Origin of the sequence: Lactobacillus selangorensis (genome assembly GCF_001437205.1) — a bacterium.
GTDB classification, from domain to species: domain Bacteria; phylum Bacillota; class Bacilli; order Lactobacillales; family Lactobacillaceae; genus Paralactobacillus; species Paralactobacillus selangorensis.
Genome location: NZ_JQAZ01000001.1, coordinates 390009 through 416018 on the forward strand (window position 1 = coordinate 390009; position 26010 = coordinate 416018).

The 26010-nt window shown below is 47.4% G+C and carries 27 protein-coding genes, 1 pseudogene and 1 riboswitch; of the genes and pseudogenes, 5 read left to right on the forward strand and 23 right to left on the reverse strand.

The window, feature by feature from the left end:
- Positions 1-95: 95 nt before the first annotated feature.
- The 4 genes from IV40_RS01935 to IV40_RS01950 form a co-directional block, all read right to left on the reverse strand.
- Positions 96-884, reverse strand: a complete 789-nt coding sequence (locus IV40_RS01935) for an inositol monophosphatase family protein (protein WP_057768675.1) — start codon at positions 882-884, stop codon at positions 96-98.
- A complete protein-coding gene (locus tag IV40_RS01940) occupies positions 884-1171 on the reverse strand; it encodes a UPF0223 family protein (RefSeq protein WP_057768676.1) in 288 nt (95 codons plus the stop codon). The genes IV40_RS01935 and IV40_RS01940 overlap by 1 nt, the downstream gene beginning before the upstream one ends.
- A gap of 12 nt (positions 1172-1183) precedes the next feature.
- Positions 1184-2023 carry an ABC transporter permease gene (locus IV40_RS01945; protein ID WP_082617830.1) on the reverse strand — a complete coding sequence of 280 codons (840 nt, stop codon included), beginning with the start codon at positions 2021-2023 and terminating at the stop codon, positions 1184-1186.
- A 61-nt stretch (positions 2024-2084) separates the two neighbouring features.
- On the reverse strand, positions 2085-3023 hold the full coding sequence (locus IV40_RS01950; RefSeq protein WP_057768678.1) for a hypothetical protein: 939 nt from the start codon (positions 3021-3023) through the stop codon (positions 2085-2087).
- A 220-nt stretch (positions 3024-3243) separates the two neighbouring features.
- A riboswitch (M-box (ykoK) riboswitch) is annotated at positions 3244-3408 on the reverse strand.
- Positions 3409-3523: 115 nt separating this feature from the next.
- Between IV40_RS01950 and def the strand changes: the two genes are divergently transcribed.
- Positions 3524-4093 (forward strand): peptide deformylase, encoded by a 570-nt coding sequence (def, locus tag IV40_RS01955; RefSeq protein ID WP_057768679.1) that lies wholly within the window; start codon positions 3524-3526, stop codon positions 4091-4093.
- Between the two features lie 93 nt (positions 4094-4186).
- On the opposite strand, the gene IV40_RS10685 is transcribed toward def, so the two are convergent.
- From IV40_RS10685 to IV40_RS01970, 3 genes are all read right to left on the reverse strand, one after another.
- Positions 4187-4450 carry a hypothetical protein gene (locus IV40_RS10685; protein ID WP_057768680.1) on the reverse strand — a complete coding sequence of 88 codons (264 nt, stop codon included), beginning with the start codon at positions 4448-4450 and terminating at the stop codon, positions 4187-4189.
- Between the two features lie 84 nt (positions 4451-4534).
- Entirely contained in the window at positions 4535-4738 is a 204-nt protein-coding gene (locus tag IV40_RS10690; protein WP_057768681.1) for a hypothetical protein, read from the reverse strand.
- A 146-nt stretch (positions 4739-4884) separates the two neighbouring features.
- Positions 4885-5406: a hypothetical protein gene (locus IV40_RS01970; protein WP_057768682.1), complete on the reverse strand. Its 522-nt coding sequence runs from the start codon at positions 5404-5406 to the stop codon at positions 4885-4887.
- A gap of 183 nt (positions 5407-5589) precedes the next feature.
- Between IV40_RS01970 and IV40_RS01975 the strand changes: the two genes are divergently transcribed.
- Positions 5590-5802, forward strand: a complete 213-nt coding sequence (locus IV40_RS01975; RefSeq protein ID WP_057768683.1) for a DNA-dependent RNA polymerase subunit epsilon — start codon at positions 5590-5592, stop codon at positions 5800-5802.
- Positions 5803-5806: 4 nt separating this feature from the next.
- Positions 5807-7492, forward strand: a complete 1686-nt coding sequence (gene rnjA, locus IV40_RS01980) for a ribonuclease J1 (RefSeq protein ID WP_057768684.1) — start codon at positions 5807-5809, stop codon at positions 7490-7492.
- A gap of 52 nt (positions 7493-7544) precedes the next feature.
- On the opposite strand, the gene recD2 is transcribed toward rnjA, so the two are convergent.
- From recD2 to IV40_RS02020, 8 genes are all read right to left on the reverse strand, one after another.
- Complete coding sequence (gene recD2 / locus IV40_RS01985; RefSeq protein WP_236698001.1) at positions 7545-10028, reverse strand: SF1B family DNA helicase RecD2; 2484 nt, start codon at positions 10026-10028, stop codon at positions 7545-7547.
- Positions 10021-10698: a tetratricopeptide repeat protein gene (locus tag IV40_RS01990; RefSeq protein WP_057768686.1), complete on the reverse strand. Its 678-nt coding sequence runs from the start codon at positions 10696-10698 to the stop codon at positions 10021-10023. The genes recD2 and IV40_RS01990 overlap by 8 nt, the downstream gene beginning before the upstream one ends.
- Before the next feature lie 27 nt (positions 10699-10725).
- Positions 10726-11388: a histidine phosphatase family protein gene (locus tag IV40_RS01995; RefSeq protein ID WP_057768687.1), complete on the reverse strand. Its 663-nt coding sequence runs from the start codon at positions 11386-11388 to the stop codon at positions 10726-10728.
- Positions 11389-11534: 146 nt separating this feature from the next.
- A complete protein-coding gene (gene mnmA / locus IV40_RS02000) occupies positions 11535-12677 on the reverse strand; it encodes a tRNA 2-thiouridine(34) synthase MnmA (protein ID WP_156404203.1) in 1143 nt (380 codons plus the stop codon).
- A gap of 155 nt (positions 12678-12832) precedes the next feature.
- Complete coding sequence (locus IV40_RS02005; RefSeq protein ID WP_057768688.1) at positions 12833-13171, reverse strand: DUF1831 domain-containing protein; 339 nt, start codon at positions 13169-13171, stop codon at positions 12833-12835.
- A gap of 2 nt (positions 13172-13173) precedes the next feature.
- The gene (locus IV40_RS02010; RefSeq protein ID WP_057768689.1) at positions 13174-14352 is read right to left on the reverse strand and encodes a cysteine desulfurase family protein; all 1179 of its coding nucleotides are present in this window, start codon (positions 14350-14352) and stop codon (positions 13174-13176) included.
- A gap of 75 nt (positions 14353-14427) precedes the next feature.
- Positions 14428-15126 carry a 5'-methylthioadenosine/adenosylhomocysteine nucleosidase gene (locus tag IV40_RS02015; RefSeq protein ID WP_057768690.1) on the reverse strand — a complete coding sequence of 233 codons (699 nt, stop codon included), beginning with the start codon at positions 15124-15126 and terminating at the stop codon, positions 14428-14430.
- A 35-nt stretch (positions 15127-15161) separates the two neighbouring features.
- A complete protein-coding gene (locus IV40_RS02020; protein WP_057768691.1) occupies positions 15162-15386 on the reverse strand; it encodes a hypothetical protein in 225 nt (74 codons plus the stop codon).
- Between the two features lie 180 nt (positions 15387-15566).
- Here IV40_RS02020 and IV40_RS02025 point away from each other — a divergent pair, with 180 nt between their 5' ends.
- Together IV40_RS02025 and IV40_RS02030 are read left to right on the forward strand one after the other, a co-directional pair.
- Positions 15567-16310: a 5-bromo-4-chloroindolyl phosphate hydrolysis family protein gene (locus tag IV40_RS02025; protein ID WP_057768692.1), complete on the forward strand. Its 744-nt coding sequence runs from the start codon at positions 15567-15569 to the stop codon at positions 16308-16310.
- Positions 16300-17502: a toxic anion resistance protein gene (locus tag IV40_RS02030; RefSeq protein WP_057768693.1), complete on the forward strand. Its 1203-nt coding sequence runs from the start codon at positions 16300-16302 to the stop codon at positions 17500-17502. The genes IV40_RS02025 and IV40_RS02030 overlap by 11 nt, the downstream gene beginning before the upstream one ends.
- Before the next feature lie 47 nt (positions 17503-17549).
- On the opposite strand, the gene IV40_RS02035 is transcribed toward IV40_RS02030, so the two are convergent.
- The 8 genes and pseudogenes from IV40_RS02035 to ftsA all read right to left on the reverse strand — a co-directional run bounded on the left by IV40_RS02035 (position 17550) and on the right by ftsA (position 26004).
- Positions 17550-17753 carry a cold-shock protein gene (locus IV40_RS02035; protein WP_057768694.1) on the reverse strand — a complete coding sequence of 68 codons (204 nt, stop codon included), beginning with the start codon at positions 17751-17753 and terminating at the stop codon, positions 17550-17552.
- Positions 17754-17874: 121 nt separating this feature from the next.
- On the reverse strand, positions 17875-20691 hold the full coding sequence (ileS, locus tag IV40_RS02040; protein ID WP_057768695.1) for an isoleucine--tRNA ligase: 2817 nt from the start codon (positions 20689-20691) through the stop codon (positions 17875-17877).
- Positions 20692-20936: 245 nt separating this feature from the next.
- Positions 20937-21755, reverse strand: coding sequence for a DivIVA domain-containing protein (locus tag IV40_RS02045; RefSeq protein ID WP_082617829.1), 819 nt, complete (start codon positions 21753-21755; stop codon positions 20937-20939).
- Positions 21756-21769: 14 nt separating this feature from the next.
- Positions 21770-22552 (reverse strand): YlmH family RNA-binding protein, encoded by a 783-nt coding sequence (locus tag IV40_RS02050; protein WP_057768696.1) that lies wholly within the window; start codon positions 22550-22552, stop codon positions 21770-21772.
- A 24-nt stretch (positions 22553-22576) separates the two neighbouring features.
- The gene (locus IV40_RS02055; RefSeq protein ID WP_057768697.1) at positions 22577-22846 is read right to left on the reverse strand and encodes a YggT family protein; all 270 of its coding nucleotides are present in this window, start codon (positions 22844-22846) and stop codon (positions 22577-22579) included.
- Between the two features lie 24 nt (positions 22847-22870).
- The gene (locus IV40_RS02060; RefSeq protein WP_057768698.1) at positions 22871-23326 is read right to left on the reverse strand and encodes a cell division protein SepF; all 456 of its coding nucleotides are present in this window, start codon (positions 23324-23326) and stop codon (positions 22871-22873) included.
- Between the two features lie 372 nt (positions 23327-23698).
- Positions 23699-24650 (reverse strand): annotated as a pseudogene (gene ftsZ, locus IV40_RS02065) (cell division protein FtsZ); the annotation flags it as partial.
- 31 nt (positions 24651-24681) lie between these two features.
- Positions 24682-26004 (reverse strand): cell division protein FtsA, encoded by a 1323-nt coding sequence (gene ftsA / locus IV40_RS02070; protein WP_057768700.1) that lies wholly within the window; start codon positions 26002-26004, stop codon positions 24682-24684.
- Positions 26005-26010 lie beyond the last annotated feature (6 nt).

Below are 26010 nucleotides of genomic sequence, written 5' to 3' on the forward strand. Positions count from 1 at the left end.
TTTAATCATTTGATTACGTAATAGTATACAATCAACTATTTTAGCACACCTTGCAAGAAATTGGGATAACTTTTTTGCACTTTTCAGAAAAATTGTCAATCCGCCGTGTGTGTCTGCAGATCCAGCACTTCTTGGAAGACGGTAGGTGTGGCGACCATGACTGGCTGTTTGGCCAGCATATCGACTGGTTGGCCATCGATTTGGCCGACTTTTAAGCCTAAAGTTTCGGCTAAGACCCGTCCAGCGGCAAAATCCCAAGGGGCCAGCTGCGATACATAACCGACTTCTCGACCGGTGATGAGCCGTGTAAATTCGATCCCGGCACTCCCGATGATTCGGGCACCTGAACTGTGTTTCAGCACCGCTGCCATCTGATAACCATTCGCCGCCAGCATGGGCCCGTTCATTCCGAACAAGCCGTCTTTCAAATGCAGATCGGCGGGACGACTAAGCTGGTGCATATTTTCAAACACACCTAGTTCAGGACCGCCCCAATACATCTGATCAGCCATGACATCATAGATCGCACCGACAAGCGGCTGTCCGTCTTCGTAAACACCGATCATTGTCGCAAAATCATTATGCTGTTTGACAAAATTCAAGGTGCCATCGATCGGATCAACGAAAAAGACTAGGCCCTTCAGATCGGTCACTTGATCGCCGAAACCTTCTTCACCGACAATATGAGCATCTGGATACGCCTTGCGAATCTGGGCCACTAAAAATTGCTCGTTGCTTTTGTCCAAGTTGGTCACTAAATCATTGGGTCCCGATTTCGTGGTCACTTGCAACGGCAAGTTGATTTGCTGCCGGATTGCTGCTGCTCCTTGCGACAGCCAAATCCGCACATCAAGCATCAGACGTTTGACATTCGTTTGCTGCATTATTTTTCCCCCACTTTCAAATGCACGCGCCCCTTTGAGTCAGCTCGGGCCGCCTTGACAGCTTGATACGTTGAATAATCCGAAACGGTTTCAAAATCACGGTCCAGCTGCCGTTCCTCCATTTTACTGGGGACGACTTTTTTAAACGCTCGATAAGCCGTTAAAATTGCCTGGGCGGTTGCGCCGCCCTCATACGCCTTTTCAACAGTGTTGTAAAAATGGATCACGGTTGTCATCTCTGCCGTCGTCCATTCTAAGTTAAGCGGATACTGATAATTTTCCTGCATCCTGAATCCTCCTTAAGCCACGATATCCTGCCGTCTGAAAATCCACAGACTGAGCAGATAAAAAAACGTGCTGTACACTAAAATTGCCCCCACCATTTGCGGGTAGCTCAGGTCCCAAGGGTCTAAATGGACCCCAGCACCGATAAATTGAAACTTCGACCGTAAATTGAACAAGTTGAAGGGCAGCCATTTTAGCCAATACCAGTGCGGACGCTCCATCAGCATCAGGAAAAACGAATTGACAAGGGTATTCATGAATAAGGTCCCGAGTCCGACCGCAATCGCAATTCCTTCCGAATGAATCGCCACCGAAATGAAAAAGGTCACAGCCCCGTATAAGCAATCCATGATCCAATTACTGACGGCAATCCCAATGGCCACCTCCAGCACCGTTAAATGGTGCGGAAATCCCAATGCCGTTCGTAACGGCGATTGAAACCCAAGTACCAAGCTGCCAACCAGCCAGCTGGAAAGAATGGCCATTGCATTAACAACAAATGCATAGCCTAAACAAGCTGCAAACTTGGCATTTAAAATACCTAACCGTGAATGGGCCTGCGTCAATAGACTGTTGATCGTGCCATAGGAAAATTCTTCAGCGACACTCGCTGCCATTACCACAACTACAAACAAGGAGACTAAGCTGGGCAATAATCCTGATCCAAGCGTCTGCAGTAGATCATTTGCTTCAACTCGCGGCGCATGTGCTTCATGAGCTGCCAGACGGCCGACCAGCGCCACAACTAAAATAATGAGCGGTTCGATGACAAGCATCAGCCAGGTTGATTTCTTGGCAAACATTTTGCACCATTCATTTTTTAACAACCGCACAAGGCAGCCGCTTCCTTCCATTATGTTGCCTTTATTCTACCACCTTTGCACTAAAAAAACGCCCCACACAAAGGGGACGTTTTTACGCCAAGGCCCATAAATGCGGATCGGCATCTTGATCAGCCTGCGGTTGCGCAAAGTAACTGGGGGCTGGGGTCTTTCGATGGACAAAATCAAGTGTTTTGCCGCCTTGAATAATACTTTCTTTTAATGCCTTTAATTTTTGAACGTGGGCCTGAAAATGCTGGCGTGCCACTGCGACTGCCAATGGATTGTCAGTCGTTGTTTGCTGCTGGTGAACCGGCAGCTGACCACCTAAAATGAGATTCATGACCAAGAAAATCATTAACATCGCTGTCAGATGCGATAAATTAGTGAGTGTCAGTAACACTGCCAAGCCTAACAACCCTTTGCGGATTTCAGTCAGTGCTAAAACACGCTGCAACAGCTCTAAAATGGTCGGCACTGTTTGTGCCGGTCGCAAAGGCACCTGAACACTGGTCACTAAACGTGCTGCCTGAACCATTTGTCCAGTTGCTAAAGTCTGCCATTGTGAATCAGTTTGATAGGCCATGGGAACAGGCGCTGTTTCGCCTTGACTCAAGATAACGGTGTCGCCCGCTACCAGCTCGCGAGCTGGTAATGCTTGTGCCAAGCCATGTCGAATGACCAAATAAGTCTGATCTGCCAACAGATTAACCCGCTGACGAGCTGTCTGGGCAGTGTGCCATAACTGAAAGGTAATTCCAATTAAAAGCATTGCTGCTAAACTAACCAGGCCCAAGCCAAGCCAGTTACGCCCAAACAATAAACTAATGATTAAAAATAAACTGGCACCGAACAGCCGCCCATGGTTCATTTGATGTGAACGGGGTACGGCCAATGTCACAGTGCGCTGGCGCCGAGTGCGGATTTCCTTTGCGGTCAGTCCGCTGCGCCGATTCCGGATCACAGGTCCGGATTGCTGCTGCCCCATCTGGCGTGGACCAAACAGGACACGGGATTGTAATTGTGTGAACATCCGTTTTCCTCCTGAAATTATCTGAGGAAGATGTCATTTCACAAACTGCTGAATGCGGCGGGGAAAATGACAAGCTTCCTCTGTCCTATATTATCGTTGCTACTACCACCAGACGTTGTTGACTGTTTCATTTTACCCACCACACTTTTCTGTCTCTGAATTTAAAGCAATAAAAAATCCCCCATGATTGGAGGACGCACTAAACAGACCAAATGACCCGTGCGCGTTCCAATCGTTTAGTTTTAGCACTATATGACGTAGAATGAAATTCAGCTACGTTAGAAAAAGCCTTTGTAGGCAATTTCAGTTCACTCAATTGGCATCTCTCGATGTTTCTGAGTAGCAGCTTATGTTCATATAGGAGCCTCACCTAACGGAACAGCTTTATTAGACAATTTTATTTTAACAGATCGGACACGCCAGGGCAACCAATGAAACGCTTTTTATTTTTAAAATAGATATGCTAAAATGAAATGGAATTCAATAGGAGGTCGAACAACGTGATTTTAATGAAAGATATGGTCCGTGATGATAAGGATTCCAAAAAAGTACTTCGTTCGACGGCAAAACAGGTTTCTTTTCCTTTATCTGAAGAAGACCAGAAATTAGCCGCAGCGATGATGAAATATCTCGAAGACAGCCAAGATCCAAAAATTGCCGAAAAACATCAGCTCCGTGCCGGTGTCGGTCTGGCCGCACCCCAAGTCGGTGTGTCCGAAATGATGGCGGCTGTTCTCGTGCCTGGTGAAGACGGCGATGCCAAGCCGATCTTCAAAGAAGTGATCGTCAATCCGAAGATCCGCAGCTACTCGGTCCAAAATGCTGCCATCGCTGAAGGTGAAGGTTGTCTCTCTGTTTTCCGGGATGTGCCTGGGTATGTGATCCGCCACGAAAAAATCACCTTCACTTACCAAGACCTCGACGGCAACGAACACAAAGTTCGTTTAAAGGGCTATCCGGCCATTGTCTGCCAGCATGAAATCGATCATTTGAATGGTATTCTATTCTATGACCACATCAACAAGCAGAAGCCGTTTGAAATGCCGGACGACACAACCGTCATCGAATAAAACCAACGCATTAAAAAAGGGGCATCCAAACTGGATGCCCCTTTTGTGTGTACTCATTAAAGGAAAGAAATTTTCAATTGATTTGGTAACGGATTATTTTTTGTCCTTGCCGTAACGAACTTGATCGCCTTTTTCACCAATATCATGGTAAAAATCTTTGCCATGAGTGGCTGCGGTCTTGTCGCCGCCTTTTTTACCGTTTTCTTGGTAAAATTTCTTGTCGTGTGTGGCTGCGGTCTTGTCGCCGCCTTGTTTCCCGATTTTTTGATAGAAATCTTTGCCACGCTCTTCGCTGGCAGTCTTTTCGCCGCCTTTGCGACTGTTCTCACGACGTACTTCTTCATTTTCTTTAGCCATTTTAAATACCCCCCGTATCTAAAAATAAAACCTTCAAAAATAAATTCTCATTGACAGAGCAGCGGACAAATTAAAGTTTGCTGTTTACTTCTCGTGACGCTCTTCAGCGGTTTTGTCGCCGCCTTTTTTACCATTTTCTTGGTAAAATTGTTTATCGTGTGTCGCAGCGGTCTTTTCACCGCCTTCTTTACCGATTTTCTGGTAAAAATCTTTGCCATGAGTAGCTGCGGTTTTTTCACCGCCTTCATGGCCGGTCTGACGCCGACGTTCTTCACTTTCTTTTGCCATTGCTAACACCTTCTTTTTCTCCGATCTTCACAAAAGCTTTATCCGCCCCTGTCAACGATTCAAGTGTATGCCCGCCGTGATTTTTTGTCTTAAAAAGAGCTCACAAAAAGGAAAACTTTTCGTGAGCTCTTTTCTTGCTTTTTGAACTAGGACTTATTTGACGCTGGTTTCAAAATGTCATCTTTCAAATCTAGGCGCCGCATATCTTGAACATAATCGATCGTCGGCTGATTGGTCATAAAAGCCACATCAAAATGAAATTGGTCATCCAAGTACCAACCATCCGAAACGATAAACGGCTTATACTTCTGATTGGAAGAATCAATGTGGGCTTTCTGCGCATTTTGATTAAGCAGTTTTTCCAATGCATGCATTATTTCGACGGCGGATACTTTGGCCGATGTGACCTGAGCCTGATATTCGAACACCATCACACCCCGTCCCCAAATATCTTCAACGGGATTGGACAGCAATGTCTGCGGCTGGGCCCAATGCGGATACTGCTGCACAAGCTCGGGAAAGCTTTCGTGGACGACCTGGTCAGTCAGTTTTTCACTGTGTGCCTTTAAAATTTTCAAAGCACGGTTACGACGGAGGCGCCGGACCGCAAACCACAAGATGAGCCCCAGCACCACAAGACATAGGATAATTCCGATAATGATCGTCATGAATGATTCCTCCCCTGAAATGGATTCCCTGTTCATAGTATAATCGTTTCGGACCTTTTGGGCGAACTTCATCTCTGCCTTTCTATACATTGCTTACCGGATATGCTAAAATAATGATTAAATGTTGGATTTTCAACCAATTGAACGGTAAAAAATTATTTTAAAAAGGAGATCGATGCTTTTATGATCTACAAAGTACTTTATCAAAAAGATCAAATTCGCAATCCGCGTCGTGAAACGACACAAACACTCTATTTGGAAGCCCCGAATGCTGTTACAGCACGGGCCCTTGTTGAAGACAATACCCCCTATAATATTGAATTGATTCAAGAACTCACTGGCAATTTTCTCGACTACGAAAAGAAGAGCCCGGACTTTAAATTAACGGAGTTCTAATTTTATGAAAAAATTGAATATCAAAAATAACGAAACGGCCGTTTTTGCTATAGGGGGACTAAATGAAATCGGGAAGAACATGTACGGCGTGCAATTCCAAGACGAGATCGTCATCATCGATTGCGGAATTAAATTCCCAGAAGACGATCTGCTCGGAATCGATTACGTCATTTCCGATTACCAATACTTAGTCCAAAATCGGTCCAAGATCAAAGCACTCGTGATCACTCATGGGCACGAAGATCATATCGGTGGGATTCCGTTCTTCTTGCAACAGGTCCCTGAATGCCCGATCTACGCTGGTCCATTAGCAATGGCTTTGATCAAAGGAAAACTGGAAGAACATGGCCAGCTCAAGACAACCGAACTCCACGAAATCAATGAGGATTCCGTCATCAAGTTCCGTAAGATGAGCGTTTCGTTCTTCAGAACGACTCATTCGATTCCAGATACATTAGGGATTGCCGTTCACACGCCACAAGGTGTCGTCGTTGAAACTGGGGATTATAAGTTCGACTTGACTCCAGTCGGTGACCAGCCGGCGCCTAACTTGCAGCGGATGGCAAAACTCGGTGCTGAAGGTGTCCTGCTGTTGATGTCGGATAGTACCAATGCCGAAATTCCGACCTTTACCAAGTCTGAACGATTTGTCGGTCAATCACTGCGTCATATTTTCTCAGGGATTGATGGTCGCATTATCTTTGCAACCTTTGCCTCCAACATTTCCCGAATCGCTCAGGCATCAGCAACTGCAATCGCCAATGGCCGTAAAATTGCTGTCTTCGGACGCAGTATGGAAACAGCCATCGTCAACGGCCGTGAACTCGGCTACCTCGACATTCCTGATGATGTGTTAGTCGACGCCAACGAAATCAATCATCTGCCGGCCAACCAAGTCATGATCTTATGTACCGGTTCGCAAGGTGAACCAATGGCGGCCTTAAGCCGAATCGCAAACGGTACCCACCGTCAGATTTCAATTCAACCTGGCGATACCGTTATCTTCTCCAGCAACCCGATTCCTGGCAACACAATCAGTGTCAACCATGTTATCAACGAGCTTGAAGAAGCCGGTGCCAACGTCATTCATGGTAAGGTCAACAATGTCCACACTTCCGGTCATGGCGGCCAGGAAGAACAAAAGCTGATGCTGCGTTTGATGAAGCCGAAGTTCTTCATGCCAATCCATGGGGAATACCGGATGCTGCGGATTCACACTAAGTTAGCACAGCAATGCGATGTGCCGGCGGAAAACTGCTTTATCATGGAAAACGGCGATGTCCTCGCCCTCACCTCTGATTCAGCACGGATGGCCGGCCATTTCAGTGCCGGTGATGTTTATGTCGATGGAAACGGTGTCGGTGACATCGGTAACGTCGTTCTCCGTGACCGGCGGGTCCTCTCTGAAGAAGGGCTCGTCGTTGTGGTGGCGACAATCGATATGAAGTCGCAACGGGTCTTGGCTGGCCCGGACATTCTCTCACGTGGCTTTGTCTACATGCGGGAATCAGGCGAATTGATCAACCAAGCGCAAAAACGCGTCTTCCATATCATTCGCAATACCTTTAACAATAACAAAAAACCAACCGAACAAATGTTGCGGGATGCGATTATCGACGGTCTGCAAGAATTCTTATTCGACAAGACTGAACGTCATCCAATGATTCTGCCAATGTTTATCATGGTTTAAAACCATTTAAGTGAATAAAAATAGGATGTGACTGCTGTCACATCCTATTTTTTTACATAAAACTGCGTGGTGTTACGGTTCCCATTCCAATCATCGGATCAATTTCACCGCTCGCAACTTTCGCCACGGTCAGCCGATAATCGTCTTCATCCTCATGGAGTTCCAGTGTTGTTGCTGTCGTGGCCGTTGTGTCATCATCAGATGCAACCGGTATTTCTGAAGGAGCCACTGCTGCCTCTGCGGTCGAACGCAATTGCCGGGCCGCCTGATGCGGCATCGTCTGCGATTGTTCAAAAACTTGTTTTAAACGTTCTTTGAGCGTCGTCTTGCGATTGGCCGATTGTTCCTTAACAGCCGTCTCAAACGCCTCACGCTCGCCAATCAGAATCAGAAATTGTTTGGCTCGTGTGACCGCCGTATACAGTAGATTCCGCTTCAGCATCCGGTGTTCTTGGTGAACTAGCGGCAGGATTACCATTTGAAATTCGCTTCCCTGTGCCTTATGGATTGAAGTGCAATAAGCAAGTGTGATTTTATACCAGTCGGAACGCTTATAAGTCACTTCGTTGCCTTCGAACGCAATCGTCAGTTCATCAGATTTATGCTTGCTTTTTTTAGCTTCCGTAATTCCGACAATTTGTCCAATCTCGCCGTTGAACACATTCACATCCGGACTGTTGACCAGATGCAGGACTTTATCCCCAATTCGGTAGACTCCATTTTGGGTCTTCACTTCTTTGGTACGTTCATTTTTGCGGGGATTCATAATTTCCTGAATCATCGGATTCAACCGGTCGATTCCAGCCGCCCCCCGATACATCGGTGCTAGTACCTGAATGTCGCTGGTTTCAAACCCCTTCTGCTTAGCATGTGTGACCACTTGATCGATCACATCTGGCACCTGATAGGCATTGCAGGCAATAAAACTGCGGTCACTCTGGTTGGTAAAGAAATTGGCCGGCACTTGCCCTGTGTTGATGTCATGGGCCAATTCGATGATCGATGAATCATCGTTCTGCCGATAAATCTGATTCAGCTCAATCTCAGGCAGAATCTGTGCCGCCAGCAAATCGGAAAAGACTTGGCCTGGTCCAACTGATGGCAACTGATCTTTATCCCCCACTAAAACGACTTGCATGTCACTTGGAATCGCTCTAACCAGCGAACGGAACAAATAGGTGTCGACCATCGACATTTCATCGATAATCAGCAAGCCGCCTTCGAGTTCTTTAGTCGGCGTATCTGGGTCATTCTCACGTCCCGTCAGTCCTAACAAACGATGGATCGTGCTCGCCGGCAAGCCAGTCGTTTCGGTCATCCGTTTGGCTGCCCGTCCCGTTGGTGCCGCCAGCAGAATCGGGAACGTTTCTTCTTTGTACTCATTGATATCAAGCGACAAATGGTGCAATTGCGCAAATAACGCCACTAAGCCGTTAATCACGGTTGTTTTTCCTGTCCCAGGTCCACCGGTCAGTAAGAAGACATGGTGCTGCAGAGCGGCTTTAATGGCCTGTTTCTGCGAATCATCATACGTAATCTTGAGCCTTTTTTCGACGTGCTTCAATTCCGTTTCAAAATGCTTTAAAGAAGCAGCCTGTTTGTCGGCATATTCTTTCTCGATTCGATATAATTCCTGAGCAATCTGCCACTCTGCATTAAACAGACTGCGGGGATAGATTCGATCGTCTTCGCTCATAATCTTGCCGTCATGAGCCAGTGCTAATATCTGGTCGGCGACCTTTTGCGGCGCGACCGGTGTCCGCCGAGTCTGCTGGAGCAGATTCAGTGCCCCATTCAGTAACGGTTCGGCCGCCGTATACGTATCGCCTTCCTGCTGGGTCAATTGATTCAATTCCTCCAGCAAAGCGCCTCGTAGCCTGATATCGGCATCGTCAGCGATTCCGATTTTTTCGGCAATCTGATCAGCTCGTTTAAATCCGACCCCATCAATATCGAGGATCAGCTGATAAGGATTTTCACGGAGGACACGCAAGGTATCTTCCTGATAATGCTGATAGATGGCATAAGCGAGCGTACTCCCGAACCCATAATCATTGAGTCCGATAATGATCTGTTCCATCCCGTTATTTTCAGTCAGAACGTCAACCAATGTCTTGCGCTTTTTGGCATTGATGCCTAACGGAACCAGTACACTCGGATCGGCAATGATCTTATCAATCGCATCGCCGCCTAGTGCCGTAACGATTTTCTCAGCCGTCATTTTGCCGATTCCCGTAAATTGTTCACCAGATAAATAGGCGACTAGACCAGACTTAGTGGTAGGCTGATCAGATTGATAATTAGTGGCTTGGAATTGGGGCCCGTACTTTGGATGGGTTTTAATGTCGCCAAAAAAAGTATAGCTACCCTCTTCTTTGATGGTCCCGAAGCTGCCGGTTACCGTGATTTCGTCTTCATTCCACTTGATGTCGGTTTTATCGATTTTGACCAGCAGTACCTTATATAAAGTCGTGTCATTCTGGAAAAAAATCCGTTCGACTTGACCGGTGATAAAATGCTGCTCTTCATTATTCATCCTGATGATCATCCTTTGTCGCATCCAAGAAACGTTCAATATCCGTCAGCTGCTGTTTCTGCTGTTTGAAATAATCGGGCGCTTGTTTCTGAACGAAATTAAAGTATTTTTCAGCTGGTTGGCGCTGGGCAAACTGCGTTAATCCATACTGAAAATTAGCCTGCACGTTTTCGGGCGCCTGGTCGAGCACGTTGCGATAATATTGGGCAGCTTCCGCAAAATTACCCATGCTCATCCAAATCGCACCGCATAACTGATTGGCATCAATAGCCGTCGGGTCAGCCTGCTGTGCCGTTAACGCAAATGCCAGCGCCAGCTGATACTGTTTCTGCCGGAAATAAATTTCGCCCAGCATGTACTGGGCATCCGCCATCTGTTCGTTTTGAACCAGCTCCTGGAAGATTGGAATTGCTTTTGTGTAGTCTTGCGCCACATAATACAGTGTTCCCAGATTATAGCGCAGTGACGCATCGTTGGGAAAAACACTTAGCGCCCGCTGCAGCAGTTCTTCTGCCTGCGGAAAATCTTTCAGGGCCGTTAAATAAGTTGACAATTGTAAATAAGCTGGCAGATCATGCTCATTGTGCTGCAAATAAGCCGCCAATTGTTTAACGGCCTCTTCACGCTCGCCCTTGTCCCATAACTGCTGAAATTGATTGGTCTTGGTCATTGCAAACTTCCTTTAACTTTCAAAAATCTAAATTGTATCGCTCGGCATTAATTTCCGGTGCAGATACGAAGTTTCGTTCCAGCGAATCAGCTGGAACGTCTTGCCGTCATCGTTGGTTTCCAAAACAGTGACGCTCGAATTCGTCAAGCCGCCGTCTTTGCGGAGGTCTTTGATTGGTGTCCCCAGCAGATGCTGGATTTCAGCCGCCAAGGCTGCCCCATGGCTGACTAAAATCAGATTTTCAGTCCCGGTTTGATCAGTGTGCACAATTTTTTCAATCGTCGGCGTCATCCGGTCAATCAGCTGCTGAAAAGTTTCCCCATGAATTTTTTCCGGATGATAATCAGCCGGTGCATGCCGAAATGCATGGAGTTCTTCCGGATACTTTGCTTCCACGTCCGTAAAGCGCATGCCTTCCATCGCTCCCAGATCAAACTCACGCAGCCCTTTGGCAATCGTCACCGGCACATCTTGTTTCAAATCTTTGGCCAGGGTTTCGGCCGTATCGACGGCGCGTGGCAAGGGACTCGTATAGATGTGGGCAAATTTGGTGCCATCCAAATATTTAGCGAGCTGGCCGATTTCAGCATAACTTTCCGGCAGCAGCGGCGAGTCGCCGTGTGCGCCTTGATAGCGGCCCTCTAAATTCCATTGTGTTTTGCCATGGCGTACAAAAAATAATTTTGTCATTTTCATTTACCTTCTCTTATTCTGAGACACATTCTTTGTCCTTATTATCCCTAAACACGAGCCGTTTTTCAAGTTGCGCGCCAATTAAAAAAGGACGCCGGCTAAAATCAGCTGACGTCCCCCAAAAAGAGTTTTTCAGAAATTATTTAAACGTATTGTAAGGCCTTGACCTGTGAGTTCTTGTAGGCTGCATCGATTGTACCGCCGCCTAAGCACTCCTCGCCGTCATAGAGAACAACAGCCTGACCTGGTGTAATCGCACGAACCGGCTCGTCAAAGACGATGTTGGCCTTGCCATCATCCAATAAATGAACGGTAACCCCAATATCCGCCTGACGATAGCGGAACTTCGCTGTTGCATGGAAGTCCGTCCCATGGGTATTCGGTGCTAACCAGCTCATGCCGGATGCGTCCAAACGATCGGAATATAACAAATCGTTATGGAAACCTTGACCGACATACAAGATATTCTTGCTGAGGTCCTTGCCGACCACGAACCATGGCTCGTTCGAAGTCCCGTTGCCGCCGATGCCAAGTCCAGACCGCTGGCCGATTGTATAGTACATCAAACCATCATGCTGACCCTTGATCTCGCCGTCAACCGTCATCATCTTGCCAGGCTGGGCCGGTAAGTACTCGCCTAAGAACTGCTTGAAGTTGCGTTCGCCAATGAAGCAGACCCCAGTAGAATCCTTCTTGTGCGCCGTTGCCAAACCAGCCTCTTCGGCAATCTTACGGACCTCCGGCTTCTGCATCCCACCGATTGGGAACATTGCCTTCTGCAGCTGCCACTGTGAAAGTGAGCTCAAGAAATAAGTCTGATCCTTATTTTTGTCCGCACCACGCAGCAAATGAGCAACCCCATCCTGGTCGTAACGAAGCTGAGCATAATGACCCATCGCAATGTAATCGGCATCCAAATCCATCGCATAGTCCAAGAAAGCCTTGAACTTGATTTCCTTGTTGCAGATCACATCAGGATTTGGTGTCCGGCCGGCCTTGTACTCGTCCAAAAAGTAGGTAAACACACGGTCCCAGTACTCTTTTTCGAAGTTGACGGAGTAATACGGAATGCCGATCTTAGCGGCAACCTTAGCTACATCCTCATAATCCTCCGTTGCGGTACAAACACCGTTATCATCGGTATCGTCCCAGTTCTTCATGAAGACCCCCACAACATCGTAACCTTGCTGCTTGAGCAAAAGTGCCGTGACAGAACTGTCAACGCCACCGCTCATCCCAACCACGACGCGTGTCTGTGAATTGTCCTTCACATCAATCACCATCATTTCAAATAGATTCTGTATTCTACGATTTGAAGGTCGTGAATTCCAGTAATTCCCATTATAACAATAAAGCCGCAAAAAGAAAAGCTTTCTAAAAGTAAGTGTTTTAGATAAATAAAAAGACGTCTTCAAATTGTCTTTGAAAACGTCTGATGGTCCTATTTAACGGCGAGTACCTTCCGTTCGATCAAGTTATCGATGAAGTATTGATACTGTTCCACTTGGTCGGGATTTTTGCCTTTGAAGATGTTGATGGCTTGCAAACCATTCGGATCAGTAATCGACATCCGGAATTTCTTCAAATCTTTGTCGATCGTGATCTTCAGTTTGATTCCGTTTTGATACGGCGAACTCGGATCGAGCGACCGCACTACTTGAAAGTTGCCGGTTTTCGTCGGTGTGAACCCAACATCACGTAACGTATACTTTTTGATTTCAGGACTTAATTGATAAGCCTTGTCATCGCCCTGAACCGTTGCTGTTGTTGTCATTGGCATAATTAAACTGTCTCCTTTTCACGTTGCTGCTTGGCTTGAATCCGTTGAACAATCTTCGTCAAAGCAGCTACGAACTGATCAATATCGTCAGACGTTGTGTACGTTCCAAAACTGATTCGGATACTTTCTTTGATGCGCGGACTGTCCTGACCATACATGGCAATCAATACGTGTGAGGGCTCCAAATCACCGGCTGTGCAGGCCGAACCGCCTGAAATGGCAAACCCAGCCAAATCAAGGTTCATCTGCAGAACATACGTTGAAATGCCCTTGATCCAGAGGTTAAAGACATGGCCAAGCGTATCTGGTGCTAAACTGCCGTTGACTTCGAAATCGATCCCATTGGCACGGAGTCCGTCAACAATCTGGCGTTTGAAACCGGCAAAGCGATCTCGTTCGGCTGCTTTTTTTTCAGGCGTCAATAAGGTCACTGCTTTTGCAAAACCAGCGATCTCAGGAATATTTTCAGTCCCAGCCCGCCGCTTCTTTTCTTGTTCGCCCCCACGGATGAAGGAATCAAGATAAAGACCGTCACGAACGTATAAAATGCCGATGCCTTTGGGCCCATTGATCTTATGCGCTGACGCCGATAAGAAATCAATGTGATCCTTTTGAACGTCAATTTCGAGTTCTCCAAACGCTTGGGTCGCATCGGTCAGGAACCACGCCTGATGGTCCTTCAGAATTTCACCGATTTCATGGATCGGCATATGGCTGCCGACTTCGTTATTCCCCATCATGATTGCAACCAAAATAGTCTCGTCATCAAGTGCTTCCTGAAAATCATCGAGTGAGATCAGTCCATTTTCATCGACCGGCAGGTACGTAACCCGAAACCCCTGCGTTTCCAAGTATTCGAGCGGCTTCATGACCGAATGATGTTCGATTGCTGTCGTAATAATGTGTTTGCCTAGTGATTGCCGCTTTTTAGCCGTCTGCATAATAACAGTGTTATTGCTTTCAGTCGCGCCACTGGTAAAGATAATCTCGTCATCCTTTTTGGCATGGATATTCTGTGCCAAAGTGTGCCGTGATTCATCTAGGACACGGTGGGCCTGCTGACCAAAATAATGTGTGCTCGACGCATTGCCGAAATCGTTCTGCATCTGGTCCGTCATGGTCGCAATGACTTCAGGTGCCATGGGCGTCGTCGCTGCGTTATCCAAATAAATATGCTTCACAATAGTCGCCCCATTCTTTCACAAAAAGTTGTGCATTAAGTTTAGCACAAAAAGTAAGTAAAACCAAACACGCTTTTATTCGTGGTCGGCTTGTTTCAAGAAGGCTAAAACCATTGCGGCCGATTTCTTGCCAGCTTCAACGACAAAGTCATCGAAGTTGACTTCGGCATCGGCATCGCCCACATCACTCATGGCCCGAATGACAACGAACGGCACTTTAAACTGTGTCGCGACTTGACCGATCGCCGCCCCTTCCATTTCACTGGCTAAAGCCTGCGGATAACACTTCAAAATTTTCTGTGATTCAGCAGCGCCGGCAATAAATTGATCACCGCTAACAATCAGACCAACATGGGCCGGCAGACCGACTTCTTTAGCAGCAGCGGCAATTTCAGCCACAAAATGCGGATCGGCTGTGAAGATCTGCGGCTGCCCCGGCAATTGTCCTGGCAAATAGCCAGACCCCGTCACATCCACATCATGATAGCCGACCCCATCAGAGATAACGACATCGCCGATATGAAGCCCTTGGCCAATCCCGCCAGCACTCCCAGTGTTGATGACGACATCAAGATCCCAGCGGTCAAGCATGATCGCCGTGGTCATCGCTGCCTGCACTTTGCCGATTCCAGATTGAACTAAAGTCACTTCTTGTTTGCCGATCTGACCTTGATGAAACGTGTTGCCAGCGACTTCAGTCACTTGGTCAGAATCGAGTTTTGTCAAAAGCGTGCGAATTTCTTCTTCCATCGCACAAATAATACCAATTTTCATGTTGGAAACCCCTTTTTTACTTATTCCCTCTTATTCTATAGAAAGAACAGCACTAAGTAAACCAGCACAATCAGTAAAATGACGATTAAAATGGCCCAATTGAGGCGTTTTTTCAGACGTGCAATCTTTTCATCACGCGTCAGTGCAAATTGATTCTGGTCGGATTGTTTTGGATGCTGCTCCGGATGACGCTTGGCCTTCTTCTGCTGAGCCCTGAATTCGGCTCGGCTTGAAGCTTCGGATTGTGGTTCGTCGTTCATATTGTCAGTCCTTTCACACAACTTACTCAAATGATAAAACAAAATGCGATGACTTGAAAGCAACTTTTGCAACTTCGGCCACAAGCGGGGGGTAAAAATCAATCTTTGGACTGATGCTCGTTGCCCTATGAAATATGCTAAAATAAGGACACTTACGAGTATGAAATAGGAGTGAATTCAATGACTTTAAAAAGAGCACGTTTTATCACGTGGCTGACCTTTTTCGGGACAGCTTTTCTGTTACTCATTTTAAAAACGAATTGGGCCGTCGCAATTTTTCTCGGTCTGATGGTCGCACTCTGGGAACGCCGCCGTCTGCGTGGCCGGCTCTCTGAACGACCTGACCAAGCCGCTCCCGAAGCGCCTAAAAAGGCGTCGCCAGCAATGTTGGCCCATTATCGCGAGAGTGGTTTGTCGGAGGATGATATTACCCTCTTCCGTTCGACAATGGCAACTGCTGAAAAACAGATCGACCAGCTGCAGCGCAACATGGATGCAAACGCCAAACTGCACACGATCGACCTTAATCAGCATACTTTGCGTGTCGCACAAGCCATCTTCAAAGAACTTGTGGCACATCCACAGCGTCTGAATTTGGCTAGCGAATTTTTGTACAAGCATCTGCCATCCTTAGTCGATCTGAGCGGCAAGTATCTCAAGATCAGTCAGTATGAAGTCAAGAACGACGATACTTATGCCGTTCTCGATCAAGCGGCGACTGTGATCAATGCATTAAGCCAACAGCTTCAGGAAGACTATACTGAACTGATGAAGGGCGATTTGAAGGAAGCCGATGACGATATTTCCGTTGCCAAAGATTCCCTCTCCGATACCGAAAAGGAAGCCCTGAAGATGAGCGACGCTATGAGTGCCGTCAATCGCAGTTATGCGAAACAAAAGGAGGCTCATCACGATGACAAATAATGAAGAGAACCATTCCACTTTTACATCCGGTGCTTCACTCGATGACTTGCTGAGTGATCCGATCAGCGCTCCGCAAGCACCAATCGCCAGTCAGGCTCCAGCTACCACTGAGGCAGCTGCCAGTCCGACTGCCGTTTTTGACAAATTACCCGACGATGAAAAAGCAACCGCTGAAAAAATGGCGGCTCAGATTGATACAGATGACCAGTCCAGTGTCATGAACTTCGGCCAGTCGGCGCAAACAAAATTAGGCAAATTTTCACAGGGAATGCTGGATCAGGTCCAAAGCCAGGATACCGGTGCAATCGGTGATTCCTTAACCGATTTGATGTACCGGCTCAATGAAGCCAAACCGGAAGACCTGCGGGCCGAAGACAAAAACGTGTTTAAACGGATGTTCGGCAAAGTCAAACGGTCTGTTTATGAAATCACCGCTAAGTATCAGAAGATCGGCGCCCAGATTGATGGGATCGCCACCAAACTGGGGAAGGAAAAAGACGGCCTGCTCCATGACAACGAAATGCTCGACCAGCTGTACGTTCAAAACAAGACCTTTTTCGATGCCCTCAATATTTACATTGCGGCCGGTCAGCTGAAGATGCAGGAATTGACGACCAAAACGATTCCGGCCGCTCAGCAGAAGGCTCAAACCAGTGGCGATCAAATGGACGTCCAGACTGTCAATGATCTGACTGAATTCCAGAGCCGGCTTGAAAAACGGATTTACGATCTTGAATTGGCTCGTCAGATTACTTTGCAGCAGGCCCCGCAGATTCGTTTGATTCAAAACACAAACGTGGCCCTTGCCGAAAAGATTCAGGCTTCAATCAATACGGCAATTCCCTTGTGGAAGAATCAGGTGGCAATTGCACTGACCTTATTACGGCAAAAAGATGCCGTTACCTCGCAGCGGCAAGTTTCTCAGACGACGAATGATCTGCTGAAGAAGAACAGCGAAATGCTGAAGACTTCAGCCGTTGAAACGGCCAAAGAAAACGAACGCGGTGTCGTCGACATCGAAACCTTGCAAAAAACACAGAGTGATCTGGTCGATACCTTGCAGGAAACTTTGCGAATCCAGCAAGAAGGCCATGAAAAACGTGTCAATGCCGAACAAGAACTCGGCAAAATGGAAAACGAACTCAAGGATCACTTACTCAACTATACCCATGGCAAGTTGGAAGAGCGTTAACACGAATAAAGCCCGTCAGCCGAAAAATCGGTTGACGGGCTTTTTAATTACGCTGATTTCAGGGTCAGTTTGATTGCTTCAGGACCATACTTGCCATCATGGACATCAAATTCAACCCAATCGCCATCTGCCAGTGGCTGCGGTTGGTCGGCAAATGAATCAGCGGTCACGAGCACATCATTCTGCCCATGCACCGCAACAAATCCCAGTCCTTTTTCGGTATCATACCATTTAATGGTGCCACTTTGCATGCCGCTGACCTCCCTTTATACTTTCCCCTCAAAGTATAAAAGATCGGGCCACGAACCGCAAGTAAAGCCGTTAAAAAAAGCAACCACCAGTTTTGGGCTGGCAATTGCTTTTCAAATCTCATTATTTCTTCTTCGGCGCCTCAAAACCTTCAGTCAATGCTTCAGGATAATCAGCTTCGATGATTGCTGCACAGCGGCCACACAACATCGGCAGTTTCGGATCGGCACCAATATCGGTGCGCGTCATCCGGCAGCGTGGGCATACTTCACCTGGTGCATGTGCCACTGAAACGGCTAAATCGCCGAATTGCAGCGCATCAGCAGGAGCAGCGTCCATCGAGTCAGCAATGGTCAGCTTTGAAACGATCAGCAGCTGCATAATATCAGCGTTTAAACTCGTCAACAATGCTTTGACAGGTTCCGTTGGATAGATCGTGACGGCAGCTTCAAGCGACTTACCGATGATCTTCTGATCACGAGCCGTTTCTAATGCCTTCTGCACATCCGTCCGAACATTCATGAAGTCGCTCCAGGCACTCAACAAGTCGTCTTCATCTTCATGATGCTGTACTTCCGGAATATCGGTCAATTGAACGAATTCTTCTGGTTCATCCATGTAGCCCCAGATTTCTTCAGTCGTATGCGGCAAAATCGGTGTCAGCAGTTTCGTCAACGTGATTAAGCAGTCATAGAAGACCGTCTGCATCTTACGCCGGTTCGGATCATTCTTGCTGTCAATGTAAATGACATCCTTGGCAAAATCCAAGTAGAACGATGACAAATCGTTGGTGATGAAGTTGCTGATTGTCTTGTAAACTGTCTGGAAATCATAAGCCTCATAAGCAGCCCGTGCCTTGGCCAAGACTTGGTTCAAACGGACTTCCATGTAACGATCGACTGAATTCAGGTCGGCATACGCATAACCATCCTGTTTCGGATCAAAATCGGAAACATTGGATAACAGATAACGCATGGTATTCCGGATCTTCCGATAGCTTTCGGAAGCCTGACGGAAGGATTCTTGAGTAACCCGAACATCAGCTGAGGTATCGACATTTGCGACCCAAATCCGGATGATTTCGGCCCCCATCTGTTTTTCGATGTCGTTCGGCGAGATTGTGTTGCCCAATGACTTGCTCATCTTGCGGCCCTTGCCGTCCAAAGTGAAACCTTGCGAAACAATCTGCTTGTACGGTGCAATACCGCCAACCGCCACACTGGTGATCAAGCTTGAATTGAACCAGCCACGATACTGGTCGGACCCTTCCAAGTAGAGATCGGCTGGATACGTCAAGTACGGACGAGCAGCCAGGACAGCTTGATGCGACGAGCCAGAATCAAACCAGACATCCATGATATCCTTTTCCTTGGTGAAATGGCCGTTCGGGCTGTGTTCACTGTGGAAGCCGTCTGGCAATAAGTCTTTCGCTTCCCGTTCGAACCAGACATTCGATCCATACTTTGCAAACAAATTAGCCACATGGTCGATTGTTTCTGGTGTGATGATGGCTGTCCCATCTTCCGCATAGAAAATCGGCAGCGGCACACCCCAAGCCCGCTGACGGGAAATCACCCAATCATTACGATCTTTGATCATATTGTACAAACGGGTTTGACCCCAATCTGGTTTGAATTGAACACCGTCAATTGCCTGCAGAATCTGATCACGGAAGGCTTCAACAGAAGCAAACCACTGGGTTGTGGCCCGGTAAATAACCGGTTTTTTGGTCCGCCAATCATGCGGATAACTATGCGTAAAGAAGTCGAGTTTGAGCAATGCGCCGGTCTGCTTCAAGGCATCGGTTACCATTGGATTGGCTTTGTCATAAAACTGGCCCGTAAAACCAGGTGCATCATCGGTCATCAGCCCTTTAGCATCGACAACGGAGAGAATCGGACGATGGTATTTAACGCCGACGTTGTAATCATCTTCCCCATGCCCAGGTGCAATATGGACCAGACCAGTCCCAGTGTCGAGGGTCACGTAATTGCCCAGCATGACCGGAACGACACGATCATAAGCCTTGTTGAATTTGGCTAAGGGATGGCGTGCCGTCAGGTTTTCGAGGTCACGGCCTTTGATCGTCTTGAGGACTTGGACATCCTGCCAGCCGATGTCATTCTTGACTTTATCAAGCAGTTCAGCGGCAACAACATACTTCTGCCCGTCGGCTTCAACCTGAACGTAATCAAACTTCGGGTTGACGGCAATCCCTTCATTGGCTGGAATTGTCCATGGGGTTGTTGTCCAAATGATGAACTTCGTATCGGTATCTAAAAGATCCTTGCCATCGACCACATCGAAGGCCACATAAATTGTGGGCGACTTGATATCGTGATATTCGATTTCGGCTTCAGCCAAAGTCGATTCTGACGATGGGGACCAATAAACAGGTTTCTTCCCTTTGTAGATGTAGCCCTTTTCGGCCATCTTCCCAAAGACACGTACTTCGGCCGCTTCGTATTCAGGCTGGTAAGTGATGTACGGATTGTCCCATTCAGCTGACACGCCTAACCGCATAAAGTCCTTGCGCTGCTTTTCGACTTCTTTCTTGGCAAAGTCGTAGCACAGTTTCCGGAATTCCACGATCGACATCTTTTTACGATTGACGCCTTTTTTGGCCAGCTGCTGTTCGATCGGCAAACCATGTGTATCCCAACCCGGAACATAAGGGGCACGGTAGCCCGTCATCGACTTGTAACGGACAATGATATCCTTGCTGATTTTGTTCATGGCATGGCCCATATGAATGTTCCCATTGGCAAATGGCGGCCCGTCATGGAGCACAAAGGTCGGCTTCCCCTCATTTAATTTCTGACGTTGTTCGTAAACATGATTCTCACGCCATAATTTTTGGCGTTCGACTTCCTTAACTGGCAAGTTGCCACGCATTGGGAATTTCGTTTTGCCCATGTTGAGCGTGTCTTTGATTCGCATCGTCTTCGACTCCTTTTCTAAAATAAATAAAAAAGACCTTATCCGCATAGGACGAGATCTTCGTGGTACCACCTAAATTCAGAAATAAGTTGCCTTATTTCCCTTCGCTAGCCTGATAACGGTCGACTAAAACCGACCAGCCTTACTTGATTCAGGCTGATGACAAAAAAGATGATTTTCTAAGCGGCGTTTCCCCATCAAGCTCTCACCCATCTTGATTCGCTGTTAGTCGTTTCGCTTAAAACTTATTCTTTCGTCTGCTCGGCATCGGAACCGGCTTCAGAAGAAGCGGCCGATGTGTCACTATGAACGCTGTAATCTTCTTGACTGACACCTGCTGGCATCTCGATGGCACTCTCGCTCTTCATCGTTGCGGAAGAAGAAAGAACCGTCTTGCTGTCAGCAGCACTGGCAACAGATGAATCGGCGGACTCAGAACTGCTGCTCTCTGCAGATGAGTTTACAGCAGTTGCTTTGATGTTGTCAACCGCTGCACTAGCAGAATCGGCGATCCCACGATCGATCGAAGCAATCTGAGCACTGATATCCTGCTGCGTCTTGGAATCATCCTGTGCCAGCAATTCATTCCATTCGGGACTCTTGACCACTTCGAGTTGCGATTCAAGCATGACCTGCAGCCGTTGTCTGAAGACACGCGTCTGTTTCTTCAAATCTTCGGTTTCAACGGTAATCTTACGTGCCCGTTCGGAAGCATCTTCCAAAATGTGGTTGGATTTATCCGTGGTGGTATTCAGCAGATCCTGCGCATTCTTCTCAGCCTCGCTACGGATGATTTCAGCTTCCTTAGTCGCATTGGTCTTAACTTTGTCAGCCGCCTCCTGTGCCACCAGAATGGATTGATTCAAAGAATCTTTCAATTCATTGAAGTAAGTGACCTTTTCCTCGCTCGCCTGCAACTTCGTCTTGAGATCCTCATTTTCCTTCAGACTTGCTTCATAGTCCTTGCTGATCTGTTCCAAGAAATCATTCACTTGATCTTGGTCGTAGCCACGCATGCGAACATTAAATTGTTTATTATGAATATCTAATGGTGTTAACGCCATCTCAATTTCCCTCCTTATTTACGAATCACACGTAAGGATAAACGAATTTTGTCCTTGCGCGTTTGGCCTAAGATCGCTTCTAATCGGATCCGGCCGTAACCACGAACTGAAATCACATCCCAATCCGCTACCAAAGCATCAGGACGTTCACAAACGGCCCAATTCAGGCGAACCAAACCTGCTTCAATCATTTGCTTCGTGTGCGAACGTGAAATGTGATACGTGGTGGCTACGACATTATCGAGCCGCAAAGAAGCCACTAATTCGGTTTCCTGGGCCCAATCATCCGTCGGCAGAAGATGATCCTGCAAGGCAACGGGTTCCAAATGAACGGTTACCTTGCCGATCCGCTGTAAATCGACGGCTAAGAAGTCGCTGATCTCAGCTTCCACAAAAAACTGCCAATTTTGACCATCGGAAATAATATCGCCGAAGCGGTCATAATCAATCCCTTGGTTCGTCAGCGTCCCTAAGACCTGACTATGCTGCAGGGTGGCAAATTTTTGCGGATACCGAATTTGGAACAACCGAATTCCATAATCATCTTCCTGCGGATCGAAATAATCTGGCGCTAAAATGCCCCGTCGCCGTTCAGCGTGCGGATAGCCGCCCCAGAGATGCACTTCGATCTCGCCGCCAGTCCCGACCAATTCTTGCAGGATGTAGGCCTGACGCGGATCTAAAAAAGGAGTCAGGATCGGACGGTATTCACCACGTGCCTGCTCAAGCCAATTGCCGACTTGATCGATAAACGCACGTTCTTCCTTGCGGAAATGCTGGTAAACATTCTCATCCATGCTCCTCACTCCTCCTTATTTTATTTAAACCAAACTGAAATAAAGTCGCGCCACTAGATTCCGTAAAATAGTCAGAATGAAAAACGCGATTACCGGTGAAAAGTTGACGCCCCAGAAAGATGGGACCACTCGTTCAATCGGATTCAGAAATGGTTCAACCAGCCGCCGGACCCAGTCGCCAAACTTAGAATGATAAGCGTTTGGAATCCATGTCAGCAGCGTATAAACGACGACTAGGATCATATACAGATAAATGGCCCAGTCGATCACTCGGTACAGCCAATATAAAATCATAAACGGCCTCTTTTCTAGCGAATACTAAATCTGCGAGTGCATCAGGTCGGAAATGTCGCCTCCATCAATTTCGAAATTAGGCGGTGTGCACAGAAAAATCTGTTCGCCGACCCGCTGAATCTCGCCATTGATGGCAAAAACGGTCCCATTGAGAAAATCAACGATTCGTTTTGCCTGTTCGGCACCGATTCGGTCGAAATTAACGATCACGGCCTTATTATCAACCAAATTTTTGCCCACTTCTTCGGCATCCGAATAGATTCGGGGCTCAAAAATAATGATCTTGCTTGATTTGGTGGGTGCTGAATTCATTGAAACGACCTTAGCACGGTTAGTGTTGGTGCTCGTTTGAACGGGTGCTGCCGACTGACGGTGTGCCGGAGCAGGTGCAGAAGTTGCTTCTGTCGTGTCTGCTTCTTCGTAATCGTCGTCGTCATCACTCATCCCAAAAAACTTTCCTAAGCTAAACTTTGCTGCCATCGTACTTCCCCCTCTACAACGCGATCAATTACTTCCGACGATGTTTAAAAAACGGAGGTTCATCATCATTTGAATCATGATCTGTATTTTGATTGTCCCGCTGGAAAATATCGAAATCCTTCTTTTCAGCTGGGTCAAAATGTTCATTATTGTCATTGTGATTATTCTGCTCACGCCGGCTCGGTTCACGCCGCATATCCCAGTTGCCGAATGGATCTTCGCTTTCGGAACGAGTCGTTGCATTGTTGTTCTGGCTAGCAGCATTGTCGTTTTGACTGGCTGCAGAACGTAAATGGCCCGAATCAGACAAACGATTTGGTCCCTTGGCGTTGGCCTGCGGACGCATGCTGGAACGCTTGGCTTCTTCAGCATCATCGATGCCAGTTGCAATAACGGTGACAACGACTTCATCGCCCAGCTTTTCATTGATCGATGTCCCGAAGATGATATTAACGTCATCAGTCGCAGCTTGCGCCACAATATCAGAAGCATCCTGAGCTTCGAATAACGGCAGATCCGGGCCGCCAGTGATATTGAGGAGGACTTGTTTGGCCCCATCGATCGAAACTTCAAGCAACGGCGAAGAAATAGCTTTCTTTGTTGCTTCAACAGTCCGATTTTCGCCGGTTGCGGAACCAATCCCCATCAAAGCAGATCCTTGGTTTTGCATTACTGTTTTGACATCGGCAAAATCCAAGTTGACATAACCAGGGGCGGTGATCAGATCGGAAATCCCTTGCACCCCTTGTCGAAGCACATTATCAGCGTCATGGAAGGCTTCGAGGATCGGCGTCTTCTTATCGACTGTTTCGAGTAAACGGTTGTTGGCGATGATGACCAAGGTATCCACATGCTGTTTTAATTCGGCAATGCCAGAAGCGGCATTCTTCGCACGCTTCGGCCCTTCAAAACTGAACGGACGTGTGACAACCCCAACCGTTAAAGCGCCTTCGTCTTTGGCCACTTTAGCAACGACTGGTGCAGCCCCTGTCCCAGTGCCGCCGCCCATTCCGGCGGTAACAAAGATCATGTCAGCACCCTTCAGTGCTTCCTGAATGGCTTCTTCACTTTCCTCGGCGGCCTTTTGACCAACTTCTGGGTTTGAACCAGCCCCCAGACCACGAGTCAATTTCGGTCCTAACTGAATCTTTGTTTCTGCTTTAGAACTTGCTAAAGCTTGCACATCTGTGTTGGCTGCGATGAATTCAACGCCTTGAACGTCTTCAGCGATCATTTGGTTGACCGCATTGCCACCGCCGCCACCGACACCGATCACTTTGATGACCGCGCCAGTATCTTGCTGTGAGTCTAATGAAAATTCCATAAAATGTTCCTCCTAAACCGACTCAGTCCTTTTACTCAAAAAAGTTACCGAGAAATTTTCTGATGCTATCTAAAGGTTTCTTGCTATTTTCTTCTTTTTCAGTGCTTTCAACGGGTTCAGCCTCATTAGCAGCCTGTGCCGGCTGTTGCTGCGGCTGTACTTTTTCAGGAGTCGGTTTATTCGGATGACTCTTACCCGTTAAGGCATCCTGAATCAGCTGATCAATATCGTTCATGTTGGCGGCATATTGGATCAAGCTTAAGCCTTGGGTAAACGACGGATGACGTAGCCCCATCTGCCCAGGTATGTACAACTTTACCGAACGATCAAAGATCTGATGGGCTAAGTCGGTAATGCCCGGCAAGGCTGTGACACCGCCGGTCATGACGATGCCGCCCGGCAGATCCAGTGCATTCGTTTTCTCAAGCCGTTCTTTCAAACGATTGAAGATTTGTGTCAAACGAGCTTCGATGATCTCGGCCAAATACTTTTCCGAAACACTGACAGGCTGAGTCTGACCGACCACTTCGACTGGAAATTGTTCCTCTTCAGACGCTTGATCCGCACTGGCAAGTCCGTAATCCCGTTTGATCGTTTCAGCACTCTCAAAGGATGTGTTTAAGACGACCGAAATATCTTTGGTGATATATTCGCCGCCCTCTTGATCGACATACGTGTATTTCAGTTTGTGGTCATGGATGACAGCAGCGGTACTTTGACCGCCGCCCAGATCCAGCAAGATAGTCCCGAAATCCTGTTCACCGTCAGTCAAGGCTAATTGACCGAGTGCCCACGGATTGACGACCAATGTTTTAACGTTCAAACCGGCCTTTTCAATACACTTGCGTGTGTTGTGAATGACCGTTTTGGGTGCCGTAAACACTTGACCGTGTAATTCAAGCCGCACCCCGATCATGCCACGTGGATCACGGATCCCGTCGAATCCGTCCACGACGAATTCATCTGGCACCAGGGTCACGATCTCACGTTCAGGCGGTAAATTACGAACCAGCGCCGCCGCTGCGACATCATGTACATCCTGATCAGTGATCTCGCGTGATTCATCACCGACTGCAATCATGCCTTGGCATTTTTCAATTTCAAGCATATTGGCAGGGATCCCTGCGATGACATCATGAATTTCAATGTTCGCCTTTTTTTCGGCATCCTGAACGGCTTCACGAATCGCTGATGCCGCTTTATCGATGTCAACGATCACACCGCGACTCAGACCTTCGGAGCGTTTACTCCCCACTCCAATAACATTCATTTGTCCCTTAACATATTCAGCAACAATGACTTTTATTGAGGTGGTTCCAATATCCAGGCCGACATACATTCCCGATTTTCCCATCAATAA

Bases quoted from the DNA above. Each gene is read 5' to 3' on its own strand.
- IV40_RS01935 (WP_057768675.1), bottom strand. From the start codon at position 884: ATGCAGCAAACGAATGTCAAACGTCTGATGCTTGATGTGCGGATTTGG.
- ileS (WP_057768695.1), bottom strand. From the start codon at position 20,691: ATGCGAATCAAAGACACGCTCAACATGGGCAAAACGAAATTCCCAATG.
- IV40_RS02020 (WP_057768691.1), bottom strand. From the start codon at position 15,386: ATGAACGACGAACCACAATCCGAAGCTTCAAGCCGAGCCGAATTCAGG.
- IV40_RS02025 (WP_057768692.1), top strand. From the start codon at position 15,567: ATGACTTTAAAAAGAGCACGTTTTATCACGTGGCTGACCTTTTTCGGG.
- IV40_RS10685 (WP_057768680.1), bottom strand. From the start codon at position 4,450: ATGGCTAAAGAAAATGAAGAAGTACGTCGTGAGAACAGTCGCAAAGGC.
- recD2 (WP_236698001.1), bottom strand. From the start codon at position 10,028: ATGAATAATGAAGAGCAGCATTTTATCACCGGTCAAGTCGAACGGATT.
- rnjA (WP_057768684.1), top strand. From the start codon at position 5,807: ATGAAAAAATTGAATATCAAAAATAACGAAACGGCCGTTTTTGCTATA.
- IV40_RS01945 (WP_082617830.1), bottom strand. From the start codon at position 2,023: ATGGAAGGAAGCGGCTGCCTTGTGCGGTTGTTAAAAAATGAATGGTGC.
- IV40_RS02050 (WP_057768696.1), bottom strand. From the start codon at position 22,552: ATGGATGAGAATGTTTACCAGCATTTCCGCAAGGAAGAACGTGCGTTT.
- IV40_RS01995 (WP_057768687.1), bottom strand. From the start codon at position 11,388: ATGACAAAATTATTTTTTGTACGCCATGGCAAAACACAATGGAATTTA.
- IV40_RS02045 (WP_082617829.1), bottom strand. From the start codon at position 21,755: ATGGCGTTAACACCATTAGATATTCATAATAAACAATTTAATGTTCGC.
- IV40_RS02015 (WP_057768690.1), bottom strand. From the start codon at position 15,126: ATGAAAATTGGTATTATTTGTGCGATGGAAGAAGAAATTCGCACGCTT.
- IV40_RS02030 (WP_057768693.1), top strand. From the start codon at position 16,300: ATGACAAATAATGAAGAGAACCATTCCACTTTTACATCCGGTGCTTCA.
- IV40_RS02005 (WP_057768688.1), bottom strand. From the start codon at position 13,171: ATGCCAATGACAACAACAGCAACGGTTCAGGGCGATGACAAGGCTTAT.
- ftsA (WP_057768700.1), bottom strand. From the start codon at position 26,004: ATGGGAAAATCGGGAATGTATGTCGGCCTGGATATTGGAACCACCTCA.
- IV40_RS02055 (WP_057768697.1), bottom strand. From the start codon at position 22,846: ATGATTTTATATTGGCTGTACCGAGTGATCGACTGGGCCATTTATCTG.
- IV40_RS10690 (WP_057768681.1), bottom strand. From the start codon at position 4,738: ATGGCAAAAGAAAGTGAAGAACGTCGGCGTCAGACCGGCCATGAAGGC.
- IV40_RS01975 (WP_057768683.1), top strand. From the start codon at position 5,590: ATGATCTACAAAGTACTTTATCAAAAAGATCAAATTCGCAATCCGCGT.
- IV40_RS01940 (WP_057768676.1), bottom strand. From the start codon at position 1,171: ATGCAGGAAAATTATCAGTATCCGCTTAACTTAGAATGGACGACGGCA.
- mnmA (WP_156404203.1), bottom strand. From the start codon at position 12,677: ATGATGGTGATTGATGTGAAGGACAATTCACAGACACGCGTCGTGGTT.
- IV40_RS01990 (WP_057768686.1), bottom strand. From the start codon at position 10,698: ATGACCAAGACCAATCAATTTCAGCAGTTATGGGACAAGGGCGAGCGT.
- IV40_RS02035 (WP_057768694.1), bottom strand. From the start codon at position 17,753: ATGCAAAGTGGCACCATTAAATGGTATGATACCGAAAAAGGACTGGGA.
- IV40_RS02060 (WP_057768698.1), bottom strand. From the start codon at position 23,326: ATGGCAGCAAAGTTTAGCTTAGGAAAGTTTTTTGGGATGAGTGATGAC.
- IV40_RS01950 (WP_057768678.1), bottom strand. From the start codon at position 3,023: ATGTTCACACAATTACAATCCCGTGTCCTGTTTGGTCCACGCCAGATG.
- IV40_RS01970 (WP_057768682.1), bottom strand. From the start codon at position 5,406: ATGACGATCATTATCGGAATTATCCTATGTCTTGTGGTGCTGGGGCTC.